This window comes from Microbacterium halotolerans, assembly GCF_003569805.1.
GTDB lineage: Bacteria > Actinomycetota > Actinomycetes > Actinomycetales > Microbacteriaceae > Microbacterium > Microbacterium halotolerans.
In genome coordinates this window covers 232,836-256,546 of record NZ_KZ984051.1, presented here as the reverse complement: position 1 = coordinate 256,546, position 23,711 = coordinate 232,836, and the positions used below count along the sequence as shown (strand labels likewise).

Annotated in this window: 20 protein-coding genes; 12 read left to right on the top strand and 8 right to left on the bottom strand. The window is 69.0% G+C overall.

The features are described 5' to 3' along the window. The first annotated feature begins 89 nt into the window (after positions 1-89). The 5 genes from xylB to DZG09_RS01095 all read left to right on the top strand — a co-directional run bounded on the left by xylB (position 90) and on the right by DZG09_RS01095 (position 5,222). A complete protein-coding gene (gene xylB / locus DZG09_RS01115; RefSeq protein WP_162893085.1) occupies positions 90-1,571 on the top strand; it encodes a xylulokinase in 1,482 nt (493 codons plus the stop codon). Further along, the gene (locus DZG09_RS01110) at positions 1,568-2,269 is read left to right on the top strand and encodes a beta/alpha barrel domain-containing protein (RefSeq protein ID WP_119695901.1); all 702 of its coding nucleotides are present in this window, start codon (positions 1,568-1,570) and stop codon (positions 2,267-2,269) included. Before xylB ends, DZG09_RS01110 begins: the two co-directional genes overlap by 4 nt. Beyond that, positions 2,266-3,315, top strand: a complete 1,050-nt coding sequence (locus DZG09_RS01105) for an NAD(P)-dependent alcohol dehydrogenase (protein ID WP_119695900.1) — start codon at positions 2,266-2,268, stop codon at positions 3,313-3,315. Before DZG09_RS01110 ends, DZG09_RS01105 begins: the two co-directional genes overlap by 4 nt. Beyond that, positions 3,312-4,076: an SDR family NAD(P)-dependent oxidoreductase gene (locus DZG09_RS01100; RefSeq protein WP_119695899.1), complete on the top strand. Its 765-nt coding sequence runs from the start codon at positions 3,312-3,314 to the stop codon at positions 4,074-4,076. Before DZG09_RS01105 ends, DZG09_RS01100 begins: the two co-directional genes overlap by 4 nt. A gap of 123 nt (positions 4,077-4,199) precedes the next feature. Continuing rightward, the gene (locus tag DZG09_RS01095) at positions 4,200-5,222 is read left to right on the top strand and encodes a zinc-dependent alcohol dehydrogenase (protein ID WP_119695898.1); all 1,023 of its coding nucleotides are present in this window, start codon (positions 4,200-4,202) and stop codon (positions 5,220-5,222) included. A 101-nt stretch (positions 5,223-5,323) separates the two neighbouring features. Here DZG09_RS01095 and DZG09_RS01090 read toward each other — a convergent pair whose 3' ends face one another. Continuing rightward, complete coding sequence (locus tag DZG09_RS01090) at positions 5,324-5,908, bottom strand: hypothetical protein (protein WP_119695897.1); 585 nt, start codon at positions 5,906-5,908, stop codon at positions 5,324-5,326. Positions 5,909-6,038: 130 nt separating this feature from the next. Here DZG09_RS01090 and DZG09_RS01085 point away from each other — a divergent pair, with 130 nt between their 5' ends. Further along, positions 6,039-6,566 carry an adenine phosphoribosyltransferase gene (locus DZG09_RS01085; RefSeq protein ID WP_119695896.1) on the top strand — a complete coding sequence of 176 codons (528 nt, stop codon included), beginning with the start codon at positions 6,039-6,041 and terminating at the stop codon, positions 6,564-6,566. 29 nt (positions 6,567-6,595) lie between these two features. Further along, positions 6,596-7,720 (top strand): VanZ family protein, encoded by a 1,125-nt coding sequence (locus DZG09_RS01080; RefSeq protein ID WP_119695895.1) that lies wholly within the window; start codon positions 6,596-6,598, stop codon positions 7,718-7,720. 15 nt (positions 7,721-7,735) lie between these two features. Here DZG09_RS01080 and DZG09_RS01075 read toward each other — a convergent pair whose 3' ends face one another. Further along, positions 7,736-9,172, bottom strand: a complete 1,437-nt coding sequence (locus DZG09_RS01075) for an NCS2 family permease (RefSeq protein ID WP_119695894.1) — start codon at positions 9,170-9,172, stop codon at positions 7,736-7,738. A gap of 143 nt (positions 9,173-9,315) precedes the next feature. Here DZG09_RS01075 and DZG09_RS01070 point away from each other — a divergent pair, with 143 nt between their 5' ends. Next, complete coding sequence (locus tag DZG09_RS01070; RefSeq protein ID WP_205529018.1) at positions 9,316-10,068, top strand: SDR family NAD(P)-dependent oxidoreductase; 753 nt, start codon at positions 9,316-9,318, stop codon at positions 10,066-10,068. 14 nt (positions 10,069-10,082) lie between these two features. Here the strand turns inward: DZG09_RS01070 and DZG09_RS01065 are convergent, their stop codons facing one another. From DZG09_RS01065 to DZG09_RS17045, 5 genes are all read right to left on the bottom strand, one after another. Continuing rightward, entirely contained in the window at positions 10,083-11,018 is a 936-nt protein-coding gene (locus DZG09_RS01065; RefSeq protein WP_119695893.1) for an NAD(P)-dependent oxidoreductase, read from the bottom strand. A gap of 107 nt (positions 11,019-11,125) precedes the next feature. After that, the gene (locus tag DZG09_RS01060; RefSeq protein WP_119695892.1) at positions 11,126-15,883 is read right to left on the bottom strand and encodes a lamin tail domain-containing metallophosphoesterase family protein; all 4,758 of its coding nucleotides are present in this window, start codon (positions 15,881-15,883) and stop codon (positions 11,126-11,128) included. Between the two features lie 216 nt (positions 15,884-16,099). Further along, complete coding sequence (locus tag DZG09_RS01055) at positions 16,100-17,116, bottom strand: LacI family DNA-binding transcriptional regulator (protein WP_119695891.1); 1,017 nt, start codon at positions 17,114-17,116, stop codon at positions 16,100-16,102. 180 nt (positions 17,117-17,296) lie between these two features. Then, on the bottom strand, positions 17,297-18,976 hold the full coding sequence (locus DZG09_RS01050) for a glycoside hydrolase family 13 protein (RefSeq protein ID WP_119695890.1): 1,680 nt from the start codon (positions 18,974-18,976) through the stop codon (positions 17,297-17,299). A 111-nt stretch (positions 18,977-19,087) separates the two neighbouring features. Beyond that, positions 19,088-19,228, bottom strand: coding sequence for a hypothetical protein (locus tag DZG09_RS17045; protein WP_420845866.1), 141 nt, complete (start codon positions 19,226-19,228; stop codon positions 19,088-19,090). A gap of 31 nt (positions 19,229-19,259) precedes the next feature. Here DZG09_RS17045 and DZG09_RS01045 point away from each other — a divergent pair, with 31 nt between their 5' ends. From DZG09_RS01045 to DZG09_RS01035, 3 genes are all read left to right on the top strand, one after another. Further along, the gene (locus DZG09_RS01045) at positions 19,260-19,703 is read left to right on the top strand and encodes an ABC transporter permease subunit (RefSeq protein WP_420845865.1); all 444 of its coding nucleotides are present in this window, start codon (positions 19,260-19,262) and stop codon (positions 19,701-19,703) included. Positions 19,704-19,909: 206 nt separating this feature from the next. After that, positions 19,910-20,449 carry a PadR family transcriptional regulator gene (locus DZG09_RS16825; RefSeq protein WP_162893084.1) on the top strand — a complete coding sequence of 180 codons (540 nt, stop codon included), beginning with the start codon at positions 19,910-19,912 and terminating at the stop codon, positions 20,447-20,449. Between the two features lie 4 nt (positions 20,450-20,453). Then, a complete protein-coding gene (locus DZG09_RS01035; protein ID WP_240423587.1) occupies positions 20,454-22,136 on the top strand; it encodes an ABC1 kinase family protein in 1,683 nt (560 codons plus the stop codon). Between the two features lie 196 nt (positions 22,137-22,332). Here DZG09_RS01035 and DZG09_RS01030 read toward each other — a convergent pair whose 3' ends face one another. Further along, entirely contained in the window at positions 22,333-23,163 is an 831-nt protein-coding gene (locus DZG09_RS01030) for an SDR family oxidoreductase (RefSeq protein ID WP_240423585.1), read from the bottom strand. Between DZG09_RS01030 and DZG09_RS01025 the strand changes: the two genes are divergently transcribed. Next, complete coding sequence (locus DZG09_RS01025) at positions 23,154-23,693, top strand: TetR/AcrR family transcriptional regulator (protein WP_119695886.1); 540 nt, start codon at positions 23,154-23,156, stop codon at positions 23,691-23,693. The genes DZG09_RS01030 and DZG09_RS01025 overlap by 10 nt on opposite strands. Positions 23,694-23,711: the final 18 nt, after the last annotated feature.

Here is a 23,711-nt window from a genome sequence, read left to right as displayed (position 1 = left end):
GCGGCGCAAGCGTTGCCTGGGCCGGATCCGCAGTGCGGGTTCGGCCCGGGCCACGGACACCAGAAGCCCCTCCTCATACAGGACGTGATGTGACCCACCCCACCGCACCCGCCCGCGAGCTCGTCGCGGGCGTGGACTCCTCGACGCAGTCGTGCAAGGTAGAGCTGTGCGACGCGGCGACGGGCGAGTTCGTCGCGACCGGTTCGGCGGCGCACCCGCCCGTGACACCGCCGGCGAGCGAGCAGGACCCGCGGGCATGGTGGGACGCGTTCGTCGCGGCGTTCCGCGAGGCGCGCTCGGACGCGGCGCCCGGCGATCGCGTCATCGCGATCTCGATCGCGGCGCAGTGCCACGGCCTCGTTGCGCTCGACGATGCGGGCGAGCCCGTGCGAGCCGCCAAGCTCTGGAACGACACCACGAGTGCCGAGCAGATGACGCGCCTGCTCGACACCATAGGGCGCGAGCGCTTCGTGCGCGCGACGGGCACGCTGCCGACGGCCGCCTTCACGATCAGCAAGCTGGCCTGGCTCGCCGAGCACGAGCCGGAGAACTTCGCGCGCACCAGCACCGTGCTGCTGCCGCACGACTATCTGACCTTCCGCCTGACCGGCGAGCGCGTCACAGACCGCTCCGAGGCCTCGGGCACCGGCTACTTCGACGCCGCCCACGGACGATACCTGCCCGAGTTCCTCGCGCACATCGATCCGGATCGTGCGTGGGATGCCATGCTTCCGCGCGTCGCCCATCCGGATGAAGCCGTGGGCACCGTGCACGCGCAGGCACTCGAGGCACTCGGCATCGCCGGCCCCGTCTCCGTCGGCTCCGGCGGCGGCGATCAGCACGCCGCAGCCCTCGGGCTCGGGCTCCAGCCCGGCGACGTCGCCTACTCGTTCGGCACATCCGGGGTCGTCTCGGCGCTCAGCGCCGACCCCACCTTCGACCTGTCGGGCGACGTCGACGGCGTCTCCGACATGACCGGCGGCTACCTGCCGATCTCCTCGACGCTCAACGCCGCGAAGGTCACCGACGCCTTCGCCCGCATCCTCGGTGTCGGTCACGCGGAGCTCGACGAGCTCGCGATGTCGGCCCCGCTCGACCGCAGCGGCCCCGTGCTGGCGGCGTACCTCGACGGCGAGCGCACCCCGAATCTGCCGAACGCGGTCGGCATCCTCGGCGGCATCCGCACCGACTCGACCCGTGAGGAGGTCGCGCGCGCCGCGTACGAGGGCGTCGTGCTCGGCCTCATCGCCGCCCATCGCGCCATCGCACGCGAGGGCGTCGACACCTCGGCCGACGTGATCGCGCTCGGCGGAGGAGCCCGCTCCGCGTCGTACCCGCAGCTCCTCGCCGACCTTCTCGGCCGTCCTGTGCATCGCACCGATGCCGGCGAGGCCACGGCGCGCGGCGCGGCCGTGCAGGCAGCCGCCGTCGCGACGGGTCGCTCGGTCGCAGAGGTGCGCACCGCGTGGGCACCGGCCCGCGAGATCATCGCCTCGCCGCGCGAGATCGACCGAGATCCGGCCGCCGCCTACGCCGCAACCGCGGCCATCCGGACGCTGGACGACGCGTGAGCGCCGTCCGCCCGGCCGAAGCCGTGGAGATCGCAGAGTGGGCCGTCGCGATCTCCGCTGACGCGCCCGACGGACCTCGTGCATCGGGGAGCCTCTATGCGGTTGCTCCCGCCGAGCGTGCGGCCGCTGCATCGGCGCTCGCCGCCCGAGGGCTGCACGTGCACGTCGACGTGGTCATCGATCCGACCGGCCGCCACCGCGGGCTCACACCGGATGAGATGCGCGCCGCGCGCGAGGCCGCACCGGATGCGCGGCTCGAGGTGCACCTGATCGTCGACGGCGCAGAGATCGACGCCTGTGCCGATCGCGCAGTCGGCGAGACGATCGCCGCGGCGATCGAGACGCGAGCGGCCGTCGTCATGCTGCCGCCCGAGCTGTGGGCCGAGCCCGGTGCCCTCGTGACGGCGTTGCGGAGCACCGGCATCGCCGTGTGGGCTGCGATCGGTCCGCACGATGCGGCCGTCGTGCCCGCCGATGCAGACGGTGCCCTTGTGATGCTGATCGAACCGGGCACAATCGATATCGCGGACCCCGCTCTCGTCGACCGGGTCGCCGAGCTGAGCGGGCGTCGCGCCGTCGGCGTCGACGGAGGCGTGACGGAAGAGCTCGCCGAGCGGTGCATCGCCGCCGGCGCCACCACCATCGTTGCGGGGCGAGCGCTGTTCGCCGCCGCACGCACAGGAGAGGAACAGTCATGACCACCGCACTGCCAGACACCATGCGCGCCAGCGTGCTCACCGGCACGCAGTCGCTCGAGATCCAGGAGCGCCCAGTTCCCCAGGCCGGCCACGGCGACGTCGTCGTCGAGGTCGCAGCTGTCGGCGTGTGCGGTTCCGACACGCACTATTTCCGACACGGCCGCATCGGCGACTTCGTCGTCACCGACCCGCTCGTTCTCGGGCACGAACTGTCGGGGCGCATCGTCGCGGTCGGCGACGGCGTCGACCCCGCCCGCGTCGGCCAGCGCGTCGCGGTCGAGCCGCAGAAGCCGTGCCACACCTGCCGCGAGTGCCTCGCAGGCCGCTACAACCTCTGCCCGCACATGGAGTTCTACGCGACGCCGCCGATCGACGGTGCCTTCTGCGGCTACGTGACGATCGAGTCGATCTTCGCCCATGCGATTCCGGATGAGATCTCCGACGAGGCTGCCGCGCTGCTCGAGCCGCTGTCGGTCGCCATCACCACGGCCCGCAAGGCGCACATCGTGCCGGGCTCGCGCGTGCTCATCGCCGGTGCCGGGCCCATCGGCATCATCTGCGCGCAGATCGCGCGGGCGTTCGGCGCGACCGAGATCATCATCAGCGACCTCGTCGCCGAGCGGCGCGAGCGCGCACTCGGCTACGGGGCGACGAAGACGATCGACCCGACCCAGGTCGACATCGCGAACGCGGGCCTCGAGGTCGACGCGTTCATCGACGCCAGCGGCGCACCCCGCGCGGTGTTCGACGGCATCAAGGCGATCCGTCCTGCCGGATACGCCGTGCTGGTCGGCCTCGGCAACTCCGAGATGAACCTGCCCGTAGAGCACATCCAGAACCTCGAGATCTCGGTGACGGGCATCTTCCGCTACACCGACACCTGGCGCGTCGGCATCGAGCTGGTGGCGAGCGGTCAGGTCGACCTCGACTCACTCGTGACCGGACGATTCGACCTCGAGCACGCCGCCGAGGCGCTCGACAGCGACAAGGACCCCAACAGCCTCAAGGCCGTCGTCTACCCGAACGCACGGAAGGAAATCGCATGACACAGATGTTCAGCCTCTCCGGACTCACCGCCGTGGTCACCGGAGGGAATCAGGGTCTCGGCAGGGCGTTCGCGCTGGCGCTCGCTGAGAACGGCGCACGCGTGGCGATCGTCGCACGCAACGCCGAGCGCAACGAGAAGATGGTCGCCGAGGCTCGTGAGGCCGGTCACGAGATCTTCGCGATCACGGCCGACATCACCGACGATGAGCAGGTGGCACGGATGACAGCGGAGGCCGTAGAAGGCCTCGGCGGTCGCGTCGACATCCTTGTCAACAACGCGGGAACCTGTTATCACAATGAGTCGTGGGACGTCACGGACAGCGAGTGGGACGACGTCTGGCAGCTCAACGTGCGCGCACTGTGGAAGGCGTCGCTCGCCTTCGGCGCGCACATGCGCGAGAACGGCAGCGGCTCGGTCGTGAACATCGGCAGCATGTCGGGGCTGATCGTGAACCGCCCGCAGATGCAGCCGGCGTACAACGCCTCCAAGGCGGCGGTGCACCACCTCACCAAGTCGCTCGCCGTCGAGTGGGCGCCCCTGGGCATCCGGGTCAACGCCGTCGCCCCCGGCTACGTGAAGACCGAGATGGCGCCGGTCGACAAGCCGGAGTTCCAGCGGTACTGGGTCGAGGACACCCCGCAGCAGCGGTTCGCCCTTCCCGAGGAGATCGCCCCCAGCGTGGTGTTCCTCGCCGGCCCCGCGTCGTCCTTCATCACCGGCTCGGTCCTCGTCGCAGACGGCGGCTACACCGCCGTCTGAGCCCCGCGCCCAGCTGCCGAGATGCGCACATTTCGTCGAAATGCGCCAGTTTTGACGCCGATCTGAACGAAAAGTGCGCATCTCGCGAGCGGTTGTCGCACCAGAATCACCAGGGAGAACATCATGAAGGAGATCAGGAGAATCCTTGTCGAGGGCATCGACGAGGTCTCGGTCGAGACGGTTCCTGCGCCGGTGCCCGCGGCGGGCGAGGTGCTGGTTCGCAGCACGGTCGTCGGCATCTGCGGCTCCGACGTGCACGCGGCCCACGGCCGCCATCCGTTCATCGACCTTCCGTTCCGGCCGGGCCACGAGATCGTGGGCGTCGTCGCCGGTGCAGGCGAGGGAGTCGATCCGGATGTCATCGGCAAGCGGGTCGTGATCGAGCCGAACCTCGCGTGCGGTGAGTGCGAACCGTGCCGCGAGGGGCGCTACAACATCTGCGCGACGCTCGACGTGTTCGGGTGCCAGACGCCCGGCGGCCTGGCCGATGAGTTCGTAATCGGCGCAGACCGCGTGATCGAGCTGCCGGACGACCTCGACGACGCCTGGGCCGCGCTCATCGAGCCGCTCGCGACGCCGGTGCACGCCGTGCGTCGCGCCGGCGATCTGGCCGGCCGCCGCGTCGTCGTGTTCGGTGCGGGCCCGATCGGGCTGTTCCTCGCCATCGCGGCGAAGGACGCGGGCGCCGAGGCCGTTGTGGTGGCCGACCTGGTCGCGAGCAAGCGCGAGCGCGCGGAGCGGCTCGGGGCGACGGGCACATTCGATCCGACATCGCCGACGGCGGCCGCCGACGCGAAGGCCGCGCTGGGCGGCGACGCGCACGTGGTGTTCGACGGCGTCTCGCGCGAGTCGACGGTGGCGCTCGGCATCGACCTGCTCTACAAGGGCGGCAGGCTGATGATCGTGGGCGTTCCGGCCGGCGGAACGCTCGTGCCGCTCGACCTCATCCAGGACCATGAGATCGAGCTGATCGGCAACCTGATGTACGTGCGCGAGGACGTCGACCACGCCATCGCCCTGCTGCGCCGCAAGACATTCGCGATCGACGAGCTGGTCACGGCGACCTTCCCGCTTGCGCAGACGGGCGACGCGTTCCGCGCCTCGGACGATCCGGAACAGGTGAAGGTTCTCGTCACCGTGCCGTAGTCCGTTCGCCGAGATGCGCCGTTGTCGTCCGAAACGACGGCGAGAACGGCGCATCTCGGCGACAACGGGGCACTTCGCGAACAGGGCGCGCGGCGCTGGCGTCAGGCGGGGTCGATGCGCAGCGTGTTCGACTCGCCGACGGTCTCGTCCCCCGCGATCCGGATGGTGCGAGCCAGATCGTCGAGGGGTGCGAGCACCGTGCCGAACCGCTCGCGGTCGGAGCACATCGCGCTCAGCGTGATCAGGTGCGTGCCCGTGTCCCAGGTGTAGGTCGCCGTCGGCGGCTGGTTGCGGTCGCTCGGCAGATCGAGCACCAGCTTCTCGCCCGTTCCGAGGAACGGACTATGGAAGTCCTCGGTGTCGTCGTACTCCATCGGTGCCATGGCACGAGCCGCGCGCAGGTTCGGCGTCATCTCCTGTGTCTGCGCGATCGCCACGAGCAGCTCCGCGTCGTCGCGCCACACCCATGCGAGCATCCGGCCGTCGGCCTTCTTCAGCAGGGCGGGCGCGGCCTGGCTGAGCAGCCACGCTCCGAACTTCCCCGCTTTCCCCTCGAGCCCGAGCTGTCTGCGCGTCTGGGTCATCAGCATCCGGATGGCCGCCTTGCGGTGCCTGCGTCCAGCGAACCCCATGGAGCCCGTGACGGGCACCCAGTGCGTCTCGTCGGCGATGGCGGTCAGTCTCATGCCCTCAGCTTAGAGCCCGCGCGAACCGGCTCGCGAGATGCGCACTTATTCGACGGATCGGCGTCCGAAGCGGCGCATCTCGACGAGAAGTGCGCATCTCGGCAGCGGGCGCGGAGGGTAATCTGGCGGGGTGACGAACGCCGCGCTGGAACGTGCCGAATCGCTGATCGCCCAGATCCCGGACTACCCGGAGGCGGGGGTGCTGTTCCGCGACATCTCGCCGCTGATCGCTGACGGCGGAGCCATGCGCGCCGTGTGCGACGCGATCGTCGAACCGTTCCGCGGGTCGTTCGACATCGTCGCGGGCATCGAGGCGCGCGGCTTCCTGATCGCCGGATACATCGCGGCGCAGACAGGCGTCGGCATGCTGCCGATCCGCAAAGCCGGCAAGCTCCCGCGTCCCGCCGCCGCGGTGTCGTACTCCCTCGAATACGGCACGGCCACGATCGAGGGCCCTGACGTCCTGAAGCCCGGAGAGCGCGTGCTCCTGCTCGACGACGTGCTCGCCACGGGCGGCACCCTCGCCGCGGCGCAGCAGCTGGTGAGCGATCTCGGCGCCGTCGTGGCAGGAACCGGCGTCATCCTCGAGCTCACCGGCCTCAGCGGCCGCGAGCACGCCGGCGACGTGCGCACGGTGTTCACAGCGCCCGCATTCTGAACTCAGCGGGGCCCGGGTAGCGTGGTGCCGTGAGCTCGCAGGTCTATCCAGCCGTCGTCGCGATCATGCTCGGTGTCGGGCTGGCCGCCGTCCTGTTCATCCCGTTCGTCGCAGTGCAGTACCGCCGCACGGGGCGGCTGTCGCTCGTGCAGATCCTCGTCTGGGTGGGCTTCCTGATCTACGGGCTCGCGCTGTGGACCTACACGCTCCTCCCGCTGCCGAGCCCCGAGGCGATCAGATGCGTCAGCGCGCAGACGACGCCGTTCCAGTTCGTCGACGACATCCTGAGCTACCCGGTCGGATCGCTCGGCGCGATCGCGCGCAACCCCGCGGTGATGCAGTTCGTGCTCAACGTGGCGCTGTTCGTCCCGCTGGGCTTCTTCCTCCGGATGGTGTGGCGTCGCGGGATCGTCGTCACGACGGCCGCCGGGCTGGCGATCTCGTTCCTCATCGAATGCACGCAGTACACCGGTGTGTGGGGCATCTACTCGTGCGGGTACCGGCTCTTCGACGTCGACGACCTGATCGCGAACACGGCAGGAGCACTCGCCGGTGGTGTGCTCTCGCTCGCGCTGAGACCGATCTTGGCGCGCCGAGACGCGGCGTACGAGCCGCCGACGGCGCGCCCTGTGACGTTCTGGCGCCGGATGCTCGGCATGCTGTGCGATGCGCTTGCGTACTGGCTGGTCGGCACTGTCGCCGGTGTCGCAGTGAACGGCTTCCTGCTCTTCGTGCTGGGCCGTGACCTCGACGGTGGGTCGAGGTTGGCAGATATCGCCTTCACGGCGGTTCCGCTGGTCCTGTTCGGTCTGATCACCCTGATCACCGGCCGCACCATCGGCGATGCTGCCATCGCCATCCGGTGGCAGGGCGGAGCGCGCCCCGCGGTCGTGCGCAACCTGCTGCGCTATCTGGGAGGAGTCGGCGGGTGGCAGCTCGTGATGGCGTTCGCGCCGGGCTTCGACGCTCTGTTCGTGCTCGCCGTGGTGATCGCGCTGATCGCGACGCCGGGCCGCGGCGGCCTGCCCGGCCTGGTCTCCGGTGCCCGCCCCGTCGACTCACGTGCCGAGCCCGCCCGCACCGACAAGCCATCCGGTCTCACACCTGACTCGCGCCCCGCGCATCCGGCGCAGCCCTTCAAACCGGAGGCTTGAAGAAAAGAGCCTGCATCAGACGCCGAGCAGGGCGCTGATCGGATCGATCGTGAAGTAGATCACGAAGAGGGCGCCCACCACCCACATCAGCGGGTGGATCTCGCGCGCCCTGCCGCGGGCGAGCTTCACGATGATGTACGCGACGAAGCCCGCGCCGATGCCGTCTGCGATCGAGTAGGTGAACGGCATGATCGCGATCGTGAGGAATGCGGGCAGCGACACGTCGATCGACTTCCAGTCGATGCCCGACACCTGCGTCAGCATCAGGAACCCGACCAGCACCAGCGCTGGCGCCGCGGCCTCGTAGGGCACCAGCGCGACGAGCGGGGCGAACAGCGTCGACAGCAGGAAGGCGATGCCCGTCACGATGGCGGCGAGGCCCGTGCGCGCGCCTTCTGCGACACCGGCGGTCGACTCGACGAAGGCGGTGTTCGACGACACCGAACCGGCGCCTCCGGCGATCGCGCCGACCGAGTCGACGATCAGGATCTGCTTCGTGCGCGGCGGGTTGCCGTTCTTGTCGAGCAGCTTCGCCTCACCGCCGATGGCGACCATCGTTCCCATCGTGTCGAAGAAGTCGGCGAGCATCACCGTGAACACGAGCAGGATCAGCGCGACCGGCCCGATGTGCACGAAGGCCCCGACGATGTCGAACTGGCCGAGCAGCGAGAAGTCGGGCAGCGCGAACACCCCGTCGAAGGTCGGCGGGGAGTTGAAGCCGCCGGGGTTGTCCTCGCCGCGGCCCCCGATGTGCATGGTGTTCTCGAGGATCACCGCGAGCACGGTCGCCGCGAGGATCGAGATCAGGATGGCGCCGCGCACCTTGCGCACGTGCAGCACGATCGCGAGAACCAGGCCGAACACGAACACCAGGATCGGCCACGTGCCGAGATCGCCCAGGGAGAGGATCGTACCGCCGTCACCGACCACGAAGCCGGCGTTGGTGAGCCCGATCAGTGTGATGAACAGACCGATGCCTACGCCGATCGCGGTCTTCAGCGGCGCCGGCACCGCGCGGAAGACCGCGGTCCGGAACCCGGTGAGCACCAGGATCAGGATGAGCACTCCCTCGATCACGATGACGCCCATCGCATCCGCCCAGGTCACATCCGGCATCGTGGCGATCGAGTACGCCACGATCGCGTTGATGCCGAGGCCCGCGGCCATCGCCAGCGGAAAGTTGGCGAGCAGGCCCATCAGGATGGACATCACGCCGGCGATGAGCGCCGTCGCCGAGGCGATCATGCCGAGGTTCGGGGCGTCGCCGCCGCCGAGGAAGGCGCCCGTGCTGTCGGGTGAGGTGCCGATGATGAGCGGGTTCAGCACGATGATGTAGCTCATCGCGAAGAAGGTGACGAGACCGCCGCGGATCTCAGTTCCGATCGTGGAGCCGCGCTCCGAGATTCTGAAGAAGCGATCGATTGCGTTCGGGCGCGTTGAGGTCGTCGTCATGAGGTCATCGTTCCATCGGTGAGGGAGAACCGCGAGAGGAATGCGCGGAACAGAGGCCGGATCTCCGCGCCGGGCGTAGCATGAGGAGAAGAAGAATCATGCGTTCGCATGAAGTTCAGACGCGGGAAACCGGAGGTTCAATTATGGCATTCGAAGGCAGGGTCGCACTCGTGACCGGCGGAGGATCGGGCATCGGCGAGGCCACGGCGAAGGAACTCGCCTCGCACGGTGCGAAGGTCGTCGTCACCGACATCAAGCTCGCCTCCGCACAGCGCGTGGTCGACGAGATCCGGGAGGCAGGCGGTGAGGCTTCGGCGTTCGAGGGGAACACCGCTGTCGCCTCTGACAGTGAGAAGGCCGTCGCCTTCGCGGTCGACACCTACGGCAAGCTCAACTACGCCGTCAACAACGCCGGCATCGGGGGCGCCAGCGCACCGGTCGGCGAGATGGACCTCGACAGCTGGGACACGGTCGTCGGCATCAACCTCAACGGCGTCGCCTACGGCATGCGCCACCAGATCCCCGCCATGCTCGCCGCGGGTGCCGAGGAGTCGGCGATTGTGAACATGGCGTCGATCCACGGCACGGTCGCCGCTCCCGGCAATGCCGCGTACACGGCGACGAAGCACGCCGTCGTCGGCGTGACGAAGAACGCCGCAGCGGAGTACGGCCCGCAGGGTCTGCGCGTCAACGCGATCGGCCCCGGCTACATCGACACCCCTCTGCTGGCCGGCGCTCCGGATGAGGTGAAGCAGGGTCTGGTCGCCAAGCACCCGCTCGGTCGCCTCGGCCGCCCGGAGGAGATCGCCACGGTCATCCGGTTCCTGCTCTCCGACGACGCCTCGTTCGTCACCGGTTCGTACTACCTGATCGACGGCGGCTACACCGCGGTGTGACGACGAGGCACTCGTCAGCCGCCCAGCACCACGTTGGCCGGCGCCTCGCCGCGTGCGAGGCGCCCGGCCTGTGCGGCGACGAGCCGGGCGATGCGCGTGAACATGGCGCGGCTGATGCCGCCGGCGTGCGGAGCGACGATCGAGCCGGGCAGCGACCACAGCGGGTGGCCGGTCGGCAGCGGCTCCGGATCGAAGACGTCGCTGGCGGACCGGATGCGGCCCCGATGCACGTGGTCGACGAGCGCCTCGGTGTCGACGCTGGTGCCGCGGCCGACGTTGACCACGAGCGCGTCGTCGGGGAGGGCGCTGAGCACGGAGTCGTCGATGACGTGTCGGGTCGCGTCGCCCCCTGGCAGGGCGTTGACGAGGATCTCTGCGGTGGGCGCGAGGTCGCCCAGCTCGGCGAGCGCGTGCACCTGCACTCCGTCCTCGACGCGGGCGGAGGATGCCACGGGAACGACCTCGACCTCGAACGGCGCGAGCCTTGAGGCGATCGCCTTGCCCACGCCGCCGTAGCCGAGCAGCAGCACGCGGCGGTCGGCGAGGCCGCGCGACCACGACTTGGTCCACTCCGCGCGGTCCTGCTGGCGCACGAAGTCGGCGAGCTGGCGCTGCGCCATCAGGATGAGACCGATCGCCAGCTCGGCGGTCGCCGTCTCGTGCACGCTCGACGCGTTCGCGAACGGCAGCCCGTCCGGCAGGTATTCGTGCACGTCGTCGTACCCGATCGACTGCCCCTGCACCAGGCGCGGCGCGAGTGCGGCGAGGTGCTCCGTCATCGTGTCGGGCTTCGCCATGTACGGCATCACGACCATGTCGGCACGCTCCACGGGCGGTGCGTCGTCCGGGTTCCACAGCACGACGTCGACGTCGAGGCTCGGATCCAGCTCGCGGCGCACGTCCGCGACGAGGTGCTCGGTGGGGACGGTGACGACGACGTGCTCAGCCATGTCTCCACGCTAGACCACCGCCCAGCGCCCGCGCGTTCGGCAGCAGATCGCGCGTTCCGCAACACGGAGTCCGGATGCTCGTGTGCGGGAACGCGCGATCTGCTGCGCTATGCGCGAGGCTGGCCCAGCCGCCGCCGTCGCGCGACGAACCACGCGCCGAGCGCGAGCAGCGCCAGGCCCGCAAGGCTGAGCGCCCCGACGGCGATCGCGCTTCCCGTTGCGGGGAGGGAGTCTCCGGATGCCCCGGTGCCGGAACCGTCGCCCGATCCGTCCGTGACGGTGCTGTCTCCGTCAGCACCGTCGCCGCCGTCGTCGCCCGATCCGCCTCCGCTGCCGTCGGTCCCGCCGTCGCCACCCGTCCCGTCACCGTCACCTGTGCCGTCCGAGTCATCGGCGGCGACCACCTCGATCGCCGCGTCTGCGCTGACATCACCGGACGCGGCCCGCAGCACGTACGCGCCGGGCGAGGTGCCGGCGGGGATGGTCAGCCCACCCGTGGCCTCGCCGTCCGCGTCGGCGGTCAGCACCCCGAGCGGAGCGCTCGCCGCGAAGGCCGCGGCGACCATAGCCCGCGTCTGGACGCCGTCGGGCGAGACGAGGGCGAAGTCGATCTCCGCACCAGCGGGGAATCCCGTCACGCTCACCCGCACCGATTCTCCCGCTGCCACCCGCTCGGCGCCGATTGCGAGCTCCGGCGTCTGCGGCTGATCCGGATCTTCGCCCTCGACGAGCGCGAAGGTCTGCACGGCCGAGTCGTCGACCCCGCCGTGCTCGTCGCTGGTGTGCACGTACCAGCCGTAGTCGCCAGGCTCCTGCAGCGACCACACCGCGGTCGCGACGTCTCCCGCCGCCACGCCGTGGTCCGCACCGATCTCCGTCGACTCCAGCACCTCCGCCGTGAACGACTCCGTCTCGAGCTGCTTGTCGCTCGGCGTGATGCCCAACTCGGCATAGGAGACCACGAAGTCCTGGTATGCGTAGGGATCGTCGTCCGTGCCCAGCAGCGACTCGTCCTCCGAGTTGTACTGCTCGAGCGACGGCGAGTACGTGCGCACCCGCATCCGCTCGCCGTCGTTGTCGAACTGCAGCATGCGCAGGAAGCCCTGGCCGCCCTCCGGCAGGCCCTGGTAGTCGAACAGCATCGAGTGCACCGTGCGGTCGGGCGTGCCGTCGCCGTCGTCGTCGAACTCGTCGACCCTGGTGAAGGCGTCGTGGTAGTGACCGCTGAAGACCATCTTCACGTTCGGGTTCGTCGCGACGACCTCGTCCATGATCTGCTGCGGCACCGGGCCGAGCCCGCCCGTGGTCAGCATGAACTCGTGCAGGTTCACGATCGCGACGCGCTCCGGGTAGCGGGCGAGCACGTCGTTCATCCAGTCGATCGCGTTCTGCTGCGGGTCCCACCCCATGTACACCGTGATGAAGTCGATGCCGCCCGCCGTGAACAGGTCGTAGTGCCCGCGGTTGTTCTCGAAGCTCTCGCCGTACCATGGGTTGCCCGCGTAGCGGTCCTCCCCGAAGAACTCGCCGTACTTCGAGTAGTCGCTGGCGCCGCTGCCCACATCGTGGTTGCCCGCCAGCACCCCGTACGGCAGGCCTGCGTCGTCGAGCCTCTGGTACTGCGGGTCGGCGTTGGCCCACTGGTACGGCTGGTCGTAGTCGTCGACGATGTCGCCCGTGTGGATCAGATACTGGATGTTCTGCTCTTCGCGCTGATCCAGCACGTAGTCGTGGATCGCGACCTGGTGGTCGTAGAACTCCTCGTTGTAGTACTGGGTGTCGGACTCCCACGCGATCGAGAAGTCGTACTCCGAGCGCGGAGTGTCGTCCGGATGGGCCGGTGTCACCTCGCTCTCACGGGTCGAGAGATCCTCACCGGCGAAGCCCTCCGAGTGCTGCACGAGCGCCGTGATCGTGCCGTCGACGGCGTGCTCGGCCAGCGCGGCCGTGCCGGACAGCTCGAACTCTTCGCCGTCTCCGGTGGTGCGGAACCGGTCGAGCTCGACCCACTCCTCGCCATCCGCGCGCAGCGCGTAGAGGATCACCTGCGCATCCGCGTCGGCCGACCCCTGCCACGTCACGCGAGCGGCGGCATCCGGATCGTCGAGCTCCGGCAGGTCGACCTCGAACAGCTGGTACGGCAGGCCGTTCTCGGCGACGACCGGCTCCAGACCGTCCGTCGTGGCCAGCTCGGTGTCGGCGGCCAGCAGCGCGTCGGCGTCTGTTGTGGTGCCACCGCCCGCGCGCACGCCCTCATCGCCCAGGCGCGTCACGCTGCCGCGGCGGAACGAGGCGTCGAGCACGTCGTTCGTCGGGTCGCTCAGCGTCGCCTGCAGTACGACGTCGCCCGCCTCGACCTCTGCACCGTCGTCGGGCGAGAACCCGTTGGAACCGGGCTGCTCCTCCGGCACCAGGAACGTCACCTCTTCCTCAGCGGAGTTTCCGACGGCGTCGTTCGCGACCACGCGGAAGGAGTGCTCGCCCGCTTCGAGCTCCGTCGAGCTGGTGCTGTGCCCGAGCTCGATGCGCTCGTCGTCGAGGAACGCCAGCGCCTCCACCGGCGAGGCGTCGATGATCTCGGCGTCGAGCGAGAATTCGCCCTGGTAGGCCTCGCCGTCGGCGACGGAGGGCGCGATCGACGGCGCGGTGTTGTCGACGATCGCCTCGGCCGTCGCCTCGTGCTGCCCGTCGGTCGCGGCGATCTCGTGCGCGCCATCCGGAACCTCCGTCGTGTCCCAGTCGTTCGCGACCGCCGTGAACGCATCATCAGGCAGCGAGAACGTCGAGTCGAAGTAGTCGTGCTTGCCTGAGCTGTCGCCCATCGCCACGATCTCGGTCGGGTCGTCGTATCCGGCGGGGCGCAGCGTGCGGCCGTCCGGCAGCACCAGGCGCATTCCGGAGATCACGAAGTCGTCGTTGTTCTCGTCCTCGTCGATCCACGGCCCGGCCTTCGTGCCCGCCCAGATGCTCACCGTCACGGGTTCGCGCTCGTCGATGTGCCCGAGGGGCACGGGCACGGCGATCGTCTCGGTGCGCTCGTACGTGCCCTCGTCGAAGATGTGCAGCACCTCCTCGCCGATGCGCACGCCGTTGCGGAAGTAGAAGTCGGTCTGCGAGGTCTCGAACACGAACTGCGGCTCGCTCTCGAGCGACGGGTAGGAGTCGACCGCTGTGCCGTCGATCGTCAGTTCGAGCGGCGAGGGGTGGGCGTCGCCGCTCGCCGAGACGGTGGCGGTGCCGCCGACGAGGTCGCCGTCGGCCAGGTTGAGGCGCACCGGATCGCGGTCGGCACCGGCGACGGTCGCCCGGCGGGGATCCGTGGTCACCTCGTGGGTGCCGTCGCTGGCCGTGATCGTGTACTCGTACCAGCCCTTGCCCGTGAGATCTGCGGCAGCCACGGAATGCTCGTAGACGTCGTCGCCTGCGTGCAGCAGGTTCACCGTCTGCGCGGACCCGTCGATGTCGTTGCGCAGCTCGACCCTGACGGTGCTGATCCGGATGTCGTCGGTCACGCCGAGCGAGATGCGGAAGTCCTCGGCCGGGTCGATCTCGGCCGCCGTGCGGTCGTCGATCACCGGCTCCGCCTCATCCGGAGCGGGCACGACGAGGCCGTCGCCGACCTGATCCACCTGCACCCGGCCGGGAGTGGCGGGGAACGACTCGACCTGGTCCTGCAGCTTCTCATCGTCGGTGGGGGCATACCGGATGCCCTGATCCGGGTTCGTGTCGTCGGCACCTTCCATGTTGTAGTACGCGCGGTTGACGTCGAAGCCCGTGTTCGTGCGGATCGCGAGGCCGCGCGCCGAACCGTTCGCCATTCCGGCCGCGTGGATCTCGACGAGGTCTTCGCCGAGCGTCAGGTCGCTGGAGAACTGCGCGTTGAAGTCGGTGTCGGTGAGGGCGTCGTTGGGGCCGTTCTTGATCCACAGCACCAGCGTCTCGCCCGCGCGGATGGTGACGTCAGCCGGGTCGGCGGGCCAGAGCGCCTCGTTCGTGTTGGTCTCGTAGTCCTGCGGATACAGGTAGCTGATCGCGTACTCGCCGAAGTCGACATCGTGAGCGGAGGCGTTGAACACTTCGATGAATTCGTAGCCGTCGCTGCCGCCGACGTTCGTCGAATCCGGCAGCACCTCGGTGACCTGCAGCTCGGCACCCGATGCGTCGGGGTTCGGCTCGAGCGTGCCGATGTCCTCAGGCATGTCGTCATCCGGTGCGTCGCCGGGGACCAGCTGCTCCGCGTCGACGGTGCCGGGTGAATACGGCGCCTGCTCTCGATACACCGCCGAGGCGGCGCCCGCACCCTCCGGCACGTGGAAGTCGACACCGGCATCCGCGGAGGCGGAGTCTGCGGGGTAGTGCGACCAGGTCAGGTTTCCCGACGCGTCGTTCACGCGCACGGTGCGGGAGCCGCCGTTGGCGAAGCCGTTCTGACCGGTCACACGCACGACCTGGGTCTCAGCGGCCGCGCCCGTGAACTCGCGGAAGTCGTCTGCCGTGTGCGCGAAGGAGTCGACCGTGCTGGTCGTGTAGCTCAGCCAGAGCACGACCGATTCGCCTGCGGCCAGTGTCACGTCGTGCTCCACGGCGAGCGGGATCTGGCTGCCGGTGTCGCCGGAGTCGTCGTACGCGTACGAGAACTCGATGCCGTCCTCGGCGAGCGAAACGGGTGCATCCGAGGCGTTCGTCACCTCGAAGTACTCGAAGTCGTCGTAGCCGGGGTTGTCCGGCACGATCTCCGAGACGAACACCGCAGGCGCCTCGGCCGCGGCGGCGGGCGAGGCGAAGCCGATGATGGGAACGAGAACTGCAGCGGCGGTCGCGAGGGCGGCGAACCGTGCCGCTCCTCGCCGTGACGTGTGGGGCATGGCGTCTTCCGGTGGCTCTGGTGCCGCGACAGCGGCCTGACCCTGAGCACGCTATGAGCACCGCGTAGCGCTCGGGTGAACGACGAGTAGCCGGATGGAACGGCGCGGCGCGCGTTCGGCAACAGGATGCGCGTTCGACAACACCGGTTCCGGATGACGGTGTGTGGGAAGGCGCGATCTGTTGCGTTGTGCGCGGAGGCGGGCGCCGCGCACGGCCTACTCGGGTCGAGGGCGCGCGGTCGACGAGCGCACCACGAGCTCGAAGGGCAGCAGCGTGTCGATCGGTTCGTGCGTCTCCGGTTCGAGCTCGGCCAGCAGCGACTCGGCGGCGAGGGCGCCCTGGTCAGAGGGGAACTGCGCGATCGTGGTGAGTCCGAAGAACTCGGCGAGATCGTGGTCGTCGACACCGATCACCGACAGGTCGTGCGGTACGACGAGTCCGAGATCCCTGGCCGCGAGGACGGCGCCGATCGCCATCTCGTCCGATGCGGCGAAGATCGCCGTGGGCCGGTGCCCGGCCGGAGCGCCGAGCAGCTGCTTCGCGGCGCGATAGCCACCGGGGAGTGTGAAGTCCGCCGCCGCGAGCAGTGCGTGATCCGGGGTCGCGCCTGCGGAGACGAGCGCATCCTCGTACCCCTGGCGGCGCTTGGTGGGCAGATGGAAGTCGAGGTCGTTGGCATCGTCGCCGCCGATGTGCGCGATGCGGGTGTGACCGAGCCCGATCAGGTGCTCGGTGGCGAGGCGGGCGGCGAGCACGTCGTCGATGGCCAACGTACGCACCCCCTCGATCGGCCCGCCGACGCCGACGAGTGGTTTGTCGAGTGCGTGCAGGCGCTCGATCTCGTCGTCGGTGAGCTCCAGCGACACCGCGATCACCGCATCGACGCGGCGGCGCAGCAGGAAGTTCTCGAACACCTCGCGCCGTTCGAAGCCGCGGCCGGCGAGGTTGTACAGCGTCACGTCGTAGCCGGCGCGCATCAGGCGCTCCTGGGCGCCGGCGAGCACCTGGGTGAAGAACCACTTGTCGAGGAACGGCAGCACCAGACCGACATTGCGGTTGCGGCCGCTGGCAAGGGTCGATGCCGCCTGCGAGACGACGTAGCCCAGCTCGGCCGCGGCCTGCAGCACCCGCTCACGCGTCTTGGGCGAGACCGAACCGCGGCCGGACAGCGCACGTGAGACGGTGGCGTTCGACACCCCGGCCGCGCGGGCCACCTCGGCGATGTTCACGATCGCATCCTCTCAGGCCGTCGCGGTGGTCGTCACACTGACACAACGCAGTCGATTCTGGCCGACACCGCTTCGTCCTGTCGGAATCCCGCCGACCGCCGGGTCCGCGGGTGCCGGGATGACTGCGCTGTGTCAGCAAGCAGACCGCTCCACCGTTCGGCGGGCCGTGCCACCGGCTTTCGGTTACGCCCCGCGCAGCCAGACCGCGGTGTCGGTGGGCACGGCGCCGCCGTCGAGCTCGCCGCTGGCGACCAGCACCTCCGCGCCCTCCGGCAGCGGCACCGCCTGCTCGCCCAGGTTGGCGATCACCGTGACCTCGCCCACGCGGAGCGCGACCACGTCGTCCTGTGCCGCTTCCGCCCACTCCAGCTCGCCGGTTGCGAGTCCGAGCTCGCGGCGGAGGCGGAGCAGCGTGCGGTACAGCTCCAGAGTAGATCCCTCGACCCCCGCCTGACGGTCGCGTGCGTACTCGGCCCAGTCATCCGGCTGCGGCAGCCACGCCTCTCCCGTCTGGCTGAACCCGTACGCCGGCAGATCGGCTTCCCACGGAATCGGCACGCGGCATCCGTCGCGCCCGTATCGCTCGCCGTTGTGCCGGAACCAGGTCGGATCCTGCCGCGCGTCATCCGGAAGGTCGATCGCCTCAGGCAGGCCGAGCTCCTCGCCCTGGTAGAGGTACGCGGAGCCGGGCAGCGCGAGCATCAGCGTCGTGGCAGCGCGTCCGCGGCGGAGGCCGACCGCCGTGTCGGGGAGATCCGGGGTCTTGGGACCGATGCCGTGGCCCTGCGGCACATCGGCGGGCAGGGCGAGGCGCGTGGTGTGCCGGATCACGTCGTGGTTCGACAGCACCCAGGTCGACGGCGCCCCCACTGCGGAGAACGCGCGCAGCGAGTCCACGATGACCTCGCGCAGATCGGCCGGGTTCCACCTCGTCATCGCGTAGGCGAAGTTGAACGCCTGGTGCATCTCGTCGTCGCGCACCCACAGGGCGATCTCGTCGACGGTCGGCATCCACGCCTCAGCGCACAGCACGCGCTCGCCGTCGTACTCGTCCAGCACCCTCCGCCAGTCGCGGTACACGTCGTGCACGCCGTCCTGGCCGAAGTACGGGGCGGGCTCGATGCCGCCCATCGAATCGCCGTCCTCCGGTGGGGTGTAGTCGGGAAGGCCCTCGCGCTTGACCAGACCGTGCGCCACGTCGACACGGAAGCCGTCCACGCCGCGGTCGAGCCAGAACCGCAGAATGCGGCGGAACTCCGCACGCACCTCCTCGTTCGACCAGTCGAAGTCGGGCTGCGACGCGTCGAACAGGTGCAGGTACCACTGGCCAGGCGCGCCGTCGGCTTCGGTCACCCGCGTCCAGGCAGGGCCGCCGAAGATCGACTTCCAGTTGTTCGGAGGCGCCTCACCGTTCTCGCCCCTGCCCGCACGGAACAGGTAGCGGGAGCGCTCGGCGCTGCCCGGCATCGAGGCGAGCGCCTTCTGGAACCACGGATGCTGATCGGAGGAGTGGTTCGGCACCAGGTCGACGATCACCCGCAGATCGAGCTGCTTGGCACGCGCCAGCATCGCGTCGAAGTCTGCGAGCGTGCCGAAGATCGGGTCGACGTCGCAGTAGTCGGCGATGTCGTAGCCGGCGTCCTTCTGCGGCGAGGTCATGAACGGCGAGAGCCATACGACGTCGACGCCGAGGTCGCGCAGCGAATCGAGCCGATTCGTGATGCCGATGAGATCGCCGACGCCGTCGCCTGAAGCATCGGCGAAGGATCGCGGATAGATCTGATAGATCACGGCAGAGCGCCACCATCGGCTTGTCATGGCATCAGAGTACGGGATGATCACGAAAAGTGGAAACGTTTGCATTCCATTCCGAATGTGTGCATGCTTGTGACTCAGACCCGGATGGAGAGAGCGAGCAAAGTGCGCGCGCCTTCTTCGAGGCAGATACGGAAACGTTTTCATTTTCGGTGCCGTCTACAGGGATGTCGGCACCGGAGCCTTCACTTCGGACAGCGGCGAGGAGCTGCTGCCGGGGTGGAAGGTCGCCGTCGGCCTGGAGAGCTTCGTCAAGGCGGTCACCGACACCAGACTCGCCGGCCCGCTCGTCTTCGTCACGCTGTGGACGTTCGCGTTCGCCCTGATCACCGTGGGCGCCACGTTCGCCGTCGGGCTGTTCCTGGCGATCACGTTCAACAACGCCAGGATGCGCGGGCGCCGCATCTACCGCTCGCTGCTGATCCTGCCGTACGCGATCCCGTCGTTCCTGTCGGCGCTGGTGTGGGCCGGCATGATGAACCAGAGCTTCGGATTCCTGAACGAGGTGATCTTCGGCGGGGCCGAGATCCCCTGGCTGACGGATCCGTGGATGGCGAAGGTCTCCGTGCTGATCGTGAACATCTGGCTCGGCTTCCCGTACATGTTCCTCGTCTGCACGGGCGCACTGCAGTCGATTCCGGATGAGCTGCAGGAAGCGGCGACCGTCGACGGCGCGAAGCCGTTCCAGGTGCTCCGGCTGATCAAGCTGCCGCTGCTGTTCCTGTTCCTGCAGAAGTACATCGTCGGCGGCTTCACCGCCGGCGCGGTGAAGTAGCCCTGCGCCCACTCCGCGAGGTATCTCTTCATTTCTGGCACGAATCTGGTGTGCACAGCATCGGAGATGTGCCAGAAATGAAGAATTCAGAGGACATCCGCGTTTCGTGACGTTGCATGCACTGCGTCCTTGCGTGTCCTGATCTCTTGTGCACGATGGGTCGACGACATATCGTTGAGTATCGTTCATCGATACAGGAGGTCAACATGCACGGATCGCATTCGGCCGGCTCCTTCGGAACAGGTCACACGGACGGACTCTGGCGGGCGATGGAGCAGCTGCGCGGCTCCTTCGACCCGCGGATGGGCGGGCCGCGCAAGGCGCGAGGCGATGTCCGTGCCGCGGTGCTCGTGCTGCTCGCGGAGGAGCCGATGCACGGCTACCAGATCATCCGCGAGATCGAATCGCGCAGCGGCGGCGTGTGGAAGCCGAGCGCAGGGTCGGTGTACCCGACGCTGCAGCTGTTCGCCGATGAGGGCCTCGTCAGCGTCGAGGAGTCGGGTGGGCGCAAGGTCTACGCGCTGACCGATGCCGGTCGCGAGGAGGCGGAGCGCGCCGACGTGCCGTGGGACGATGCCGCGGCGGGCGACGGGGGGCGGATCCCCGCGCTGGCGAAGGCGGGAATCGACCTGGCAGGAGCCGTCGGCCAGGTTGCGCGCACAGGCACCCCGGAGCAGGCGGAGCGCGTCGTCACCGTGCTCTCCGACGCGCGCAAGCGCGTCTACGCGATCCTCGCCGAGGACTGAGCAGGTGGCGTCGACAGGTCGCGCTCCGGGCGGCGCGAAGGACTCGCGCGCGAGGTATCGACGCATCGTGCGTTTCGCCGCACGGCAGCTCGCGAACGAGTGGTGGCACGAGATCCTGCTGCCCAAGGTCGGTCTGGGGCGCATCACGGAACGGACGAGAGCGCGTCGGATGACGCGCTTCGCGCGCGGGTTCCGTGAGATGGCGATCGGCCTCGGCGGCCTGATGATCAAGGTCGGGCAGTTCATGTCGTCGCGTCTGGACGTGCTCCCGCCCGAGCTGACCCGTGAGCTCGAGGGGCTGCAGGACGAGGTGCCCGCCGAGTCCTTCGACGACATCCGGGCTCTTGCTGAGGCGGAGCTGGGCATGCCGCTCGAGCGGGCGTACGCGGGGATGGACGAGACTCCGGTCGCCGCGGCATCCCTCGGGCAGGCGCATCGCGCGCGACTGAGGCCCCAGGACGCGGAGGCGGCGGGCTTCGCGGACGTCGTCGTGAAGGTCCAGCGGCCGGGCATCGACGGCATCGTCGAAACCGACCTGAGGGCGCTGCGGAAGGTGGCGGGATGGCTGAACCGGTTCAGGGCCGTGTCCGATCGGGTCGATCCGCCTGCCCTCGTCGACGAGTTCGCCCAGGTGTGCCGCGACGAGATCGACTACCTGCACGAGGCCGCCGGATGCGAGCGCTTCGCTGAGGAGCTCGCCGACGACGAACGGGTCGGCGTGCCGGAGATCGCCTGGGAGCGCACGACCCGTCGCGTCCTCACTCTGGAGGACGTCACAGCGATCAAGATCACGGATGTCGACGCTCTGCGGTCGGCGGGCATCGACCCGACCGAGGTCGCGCCCGTGTTCGCGGCCGTGATGTTCGACCAGCTGTTCTCCCACGGCTACTTCCACGCAGATCCGCACCCCGGCAACATCTTCGTCGTTCCGGGCGACGGCGGATCCTGGCGACTGATGTTCGTCGACTTCGGGATGATGGGCGAGGTGCCCCAGGCGACACGCAGGGGGCTGCGGCGGCTCGTCATCGCGATGGCGGCGCGCGACGGCTCTGGCCTCGTCGCGGCGGCGAGGGAGATCGGAGTGCTGCTGCCGACCGCCGACACCACGGAGCTGGAGCGGGCGCTCGCGAGGCTCTTCGACCGCTTCGGCGGGATGGGGTTCTCCGAACTGCGCGACGTCGACCCGCGGGAGTTCCGCGAGTTCGCGAACGAGTTCGGCGAAGTGGTGCGCACCCTGCCGATCCAGCTCCCCGAGCACCTGCTGCTGGTCATCCGGGCCGCTTCGCTCACGTCGGGCGTCGCAACCGCGCTCGATCCGGAATTCAACATCTGGGACTCCGTCGAGCCGTACGCGGACAGGCTCGTGCGTGATGAGAGCGCGGGGTTCGCGCGGGACCTCCTGAGCGACGGTCTCGACAGCCTGAGGATCGCGTGGCGGATGCCGAAGCGGCTGGACGCGCTGATCGGCCGGATCGAGGACGGCGACGTCGCGGTGTCGACGCCGCAGGTCGAGCGCCGGCTGTCGCGTCTCGAGTCCGCTGTCAGGCGCACGATATCGGCGGTGCTGTTCGCCGGGCTGCTGGTGGGCGGCGCCGTGCTGCAGGCGGTGGAACCCGTGCCGGGCATCGTGCTGATGTCGGCCTCGGCCCTCCCGCTCCTGCACGCGCTCTTCGCCCGGCGCCGCTGAACGCTGCGTCCATGGCGCGACGTTCTATCCCGCACGCTCGTCTGCGTCGTCGTCGGCGATAGTGCGGCGAACGCTGCGCACTGCACAGACGAACGACTTGCGTCGTTCCATCCGGGTGCTTTTCGAGGTCGTCGCAGTCGGGGGGGGGGGGGGGGTGACTGCGGTCTGAACCCACTGGCTGGCTCGACTGCGGGGATCAGTTCTGCCGTGTCGGACGGATGGTGAGATCGCCGATCTCGACGTCCTCGGGCGTGTCGATGGCGAATGCGATGGCTCGGGCGACCGCTTCAGCAGGGATCCCCATTTCGGCCATGCGCCGCTGCGCCTCTTCTCGTGTGGCATCGTCGGCGACGTTGTCCACGAGTTCGGTCTGCACGAATCCAGGCGAGATCGTGGTCGTGCGCAGGGTTCCGTCGGTGGATTCCTGGCGCAGTGCTTCGAGGGTGGTCCGGACGGCGTTCTTCGTGCCCGCATAGACCGCCTGGGTCGGAACGATCTTGAGCCCTGAGGTCGAGACTGTGGTGACCACGTGACCGTGTCCTTGGGTGCGAAACAACGGCAGCGCTGCAGCGATGCCGTTGAGAACCCCACGCAGGTTGACATCGATCATGGCGTCCCACCCCTCGACGTCGAGATCGCTCATCGGGCCGATACGACTGATCCCGGCATTGGAGATCAAGACGTCCAGAGCCCCGAACTCCTCTACGGCGCGCCTGACGAAGCGCTGCATGTCCTCGCCTCGCGTGACATCCACCTCGCACGCCAACGCGCGCCCGCCCGCCTGCGTGATCTCCTCGGCGATCGTCGCCAGTCTCTCTGTACGGCGCGCTCCGAGCGCCACCGCTGCACCTTGGTGGGCGAGCAGCCGAGCGGTTGCCTCCCCGATCCCACTGCTGGCACCGGTGATTGCGACTGTCTTTCCCTTGATCACGCTTCCTCCTCCAGTAAAGTGGACAGTTGTCCGAAAGAAACGGTAGCAGACAACTGTCCGTTTAGCCGACTGGGAAGGATGCCTCGATGTCTCCACGCGCAGACGCCGCACAGAATCGCGAACGCATATTGGTCGCCGCCCGCGCTGCACTTGCGTCGGACGAGGAGGTGCGCCTCAGTGCGATCGCCCGCGAGGCCGGCGTCGGGCAGGGCACGCTCTATCGACACTTCCCGACACGCGAAGACGTGCTGGCCGCGGCCTACGCACGCGAGGTCGACGAACTGGCATCTGCTGCGCCACGGCTGATCGAGGGCCACGCGCCGCTCGCCGCCCTGCGGCTGTGGCTGGGTGAGGTGGCAGACTACGCACGAGTCAAGCGAGGACTCATCGCCGCCGTCGAGACGACCGTGTGGCGTGAACTCACCGACGCCAGCATCACCCGCATCACCTCAGCCATCGACGAGCTGCTGCAGGCGGGTCGTCATGCGGGAGAGGTGCGCGACGACGTGGACGCTCGCGATGTGACGCTGCTCATCGGCTATCTCGCGCGCATCGATGAGGAAGAGTGGGACGCGCGCGCCCGACATCTGCTCGACCTGATCCTCGACGGGCTGCGTCGACGCTGACCAGCCGTCAGCACGCGA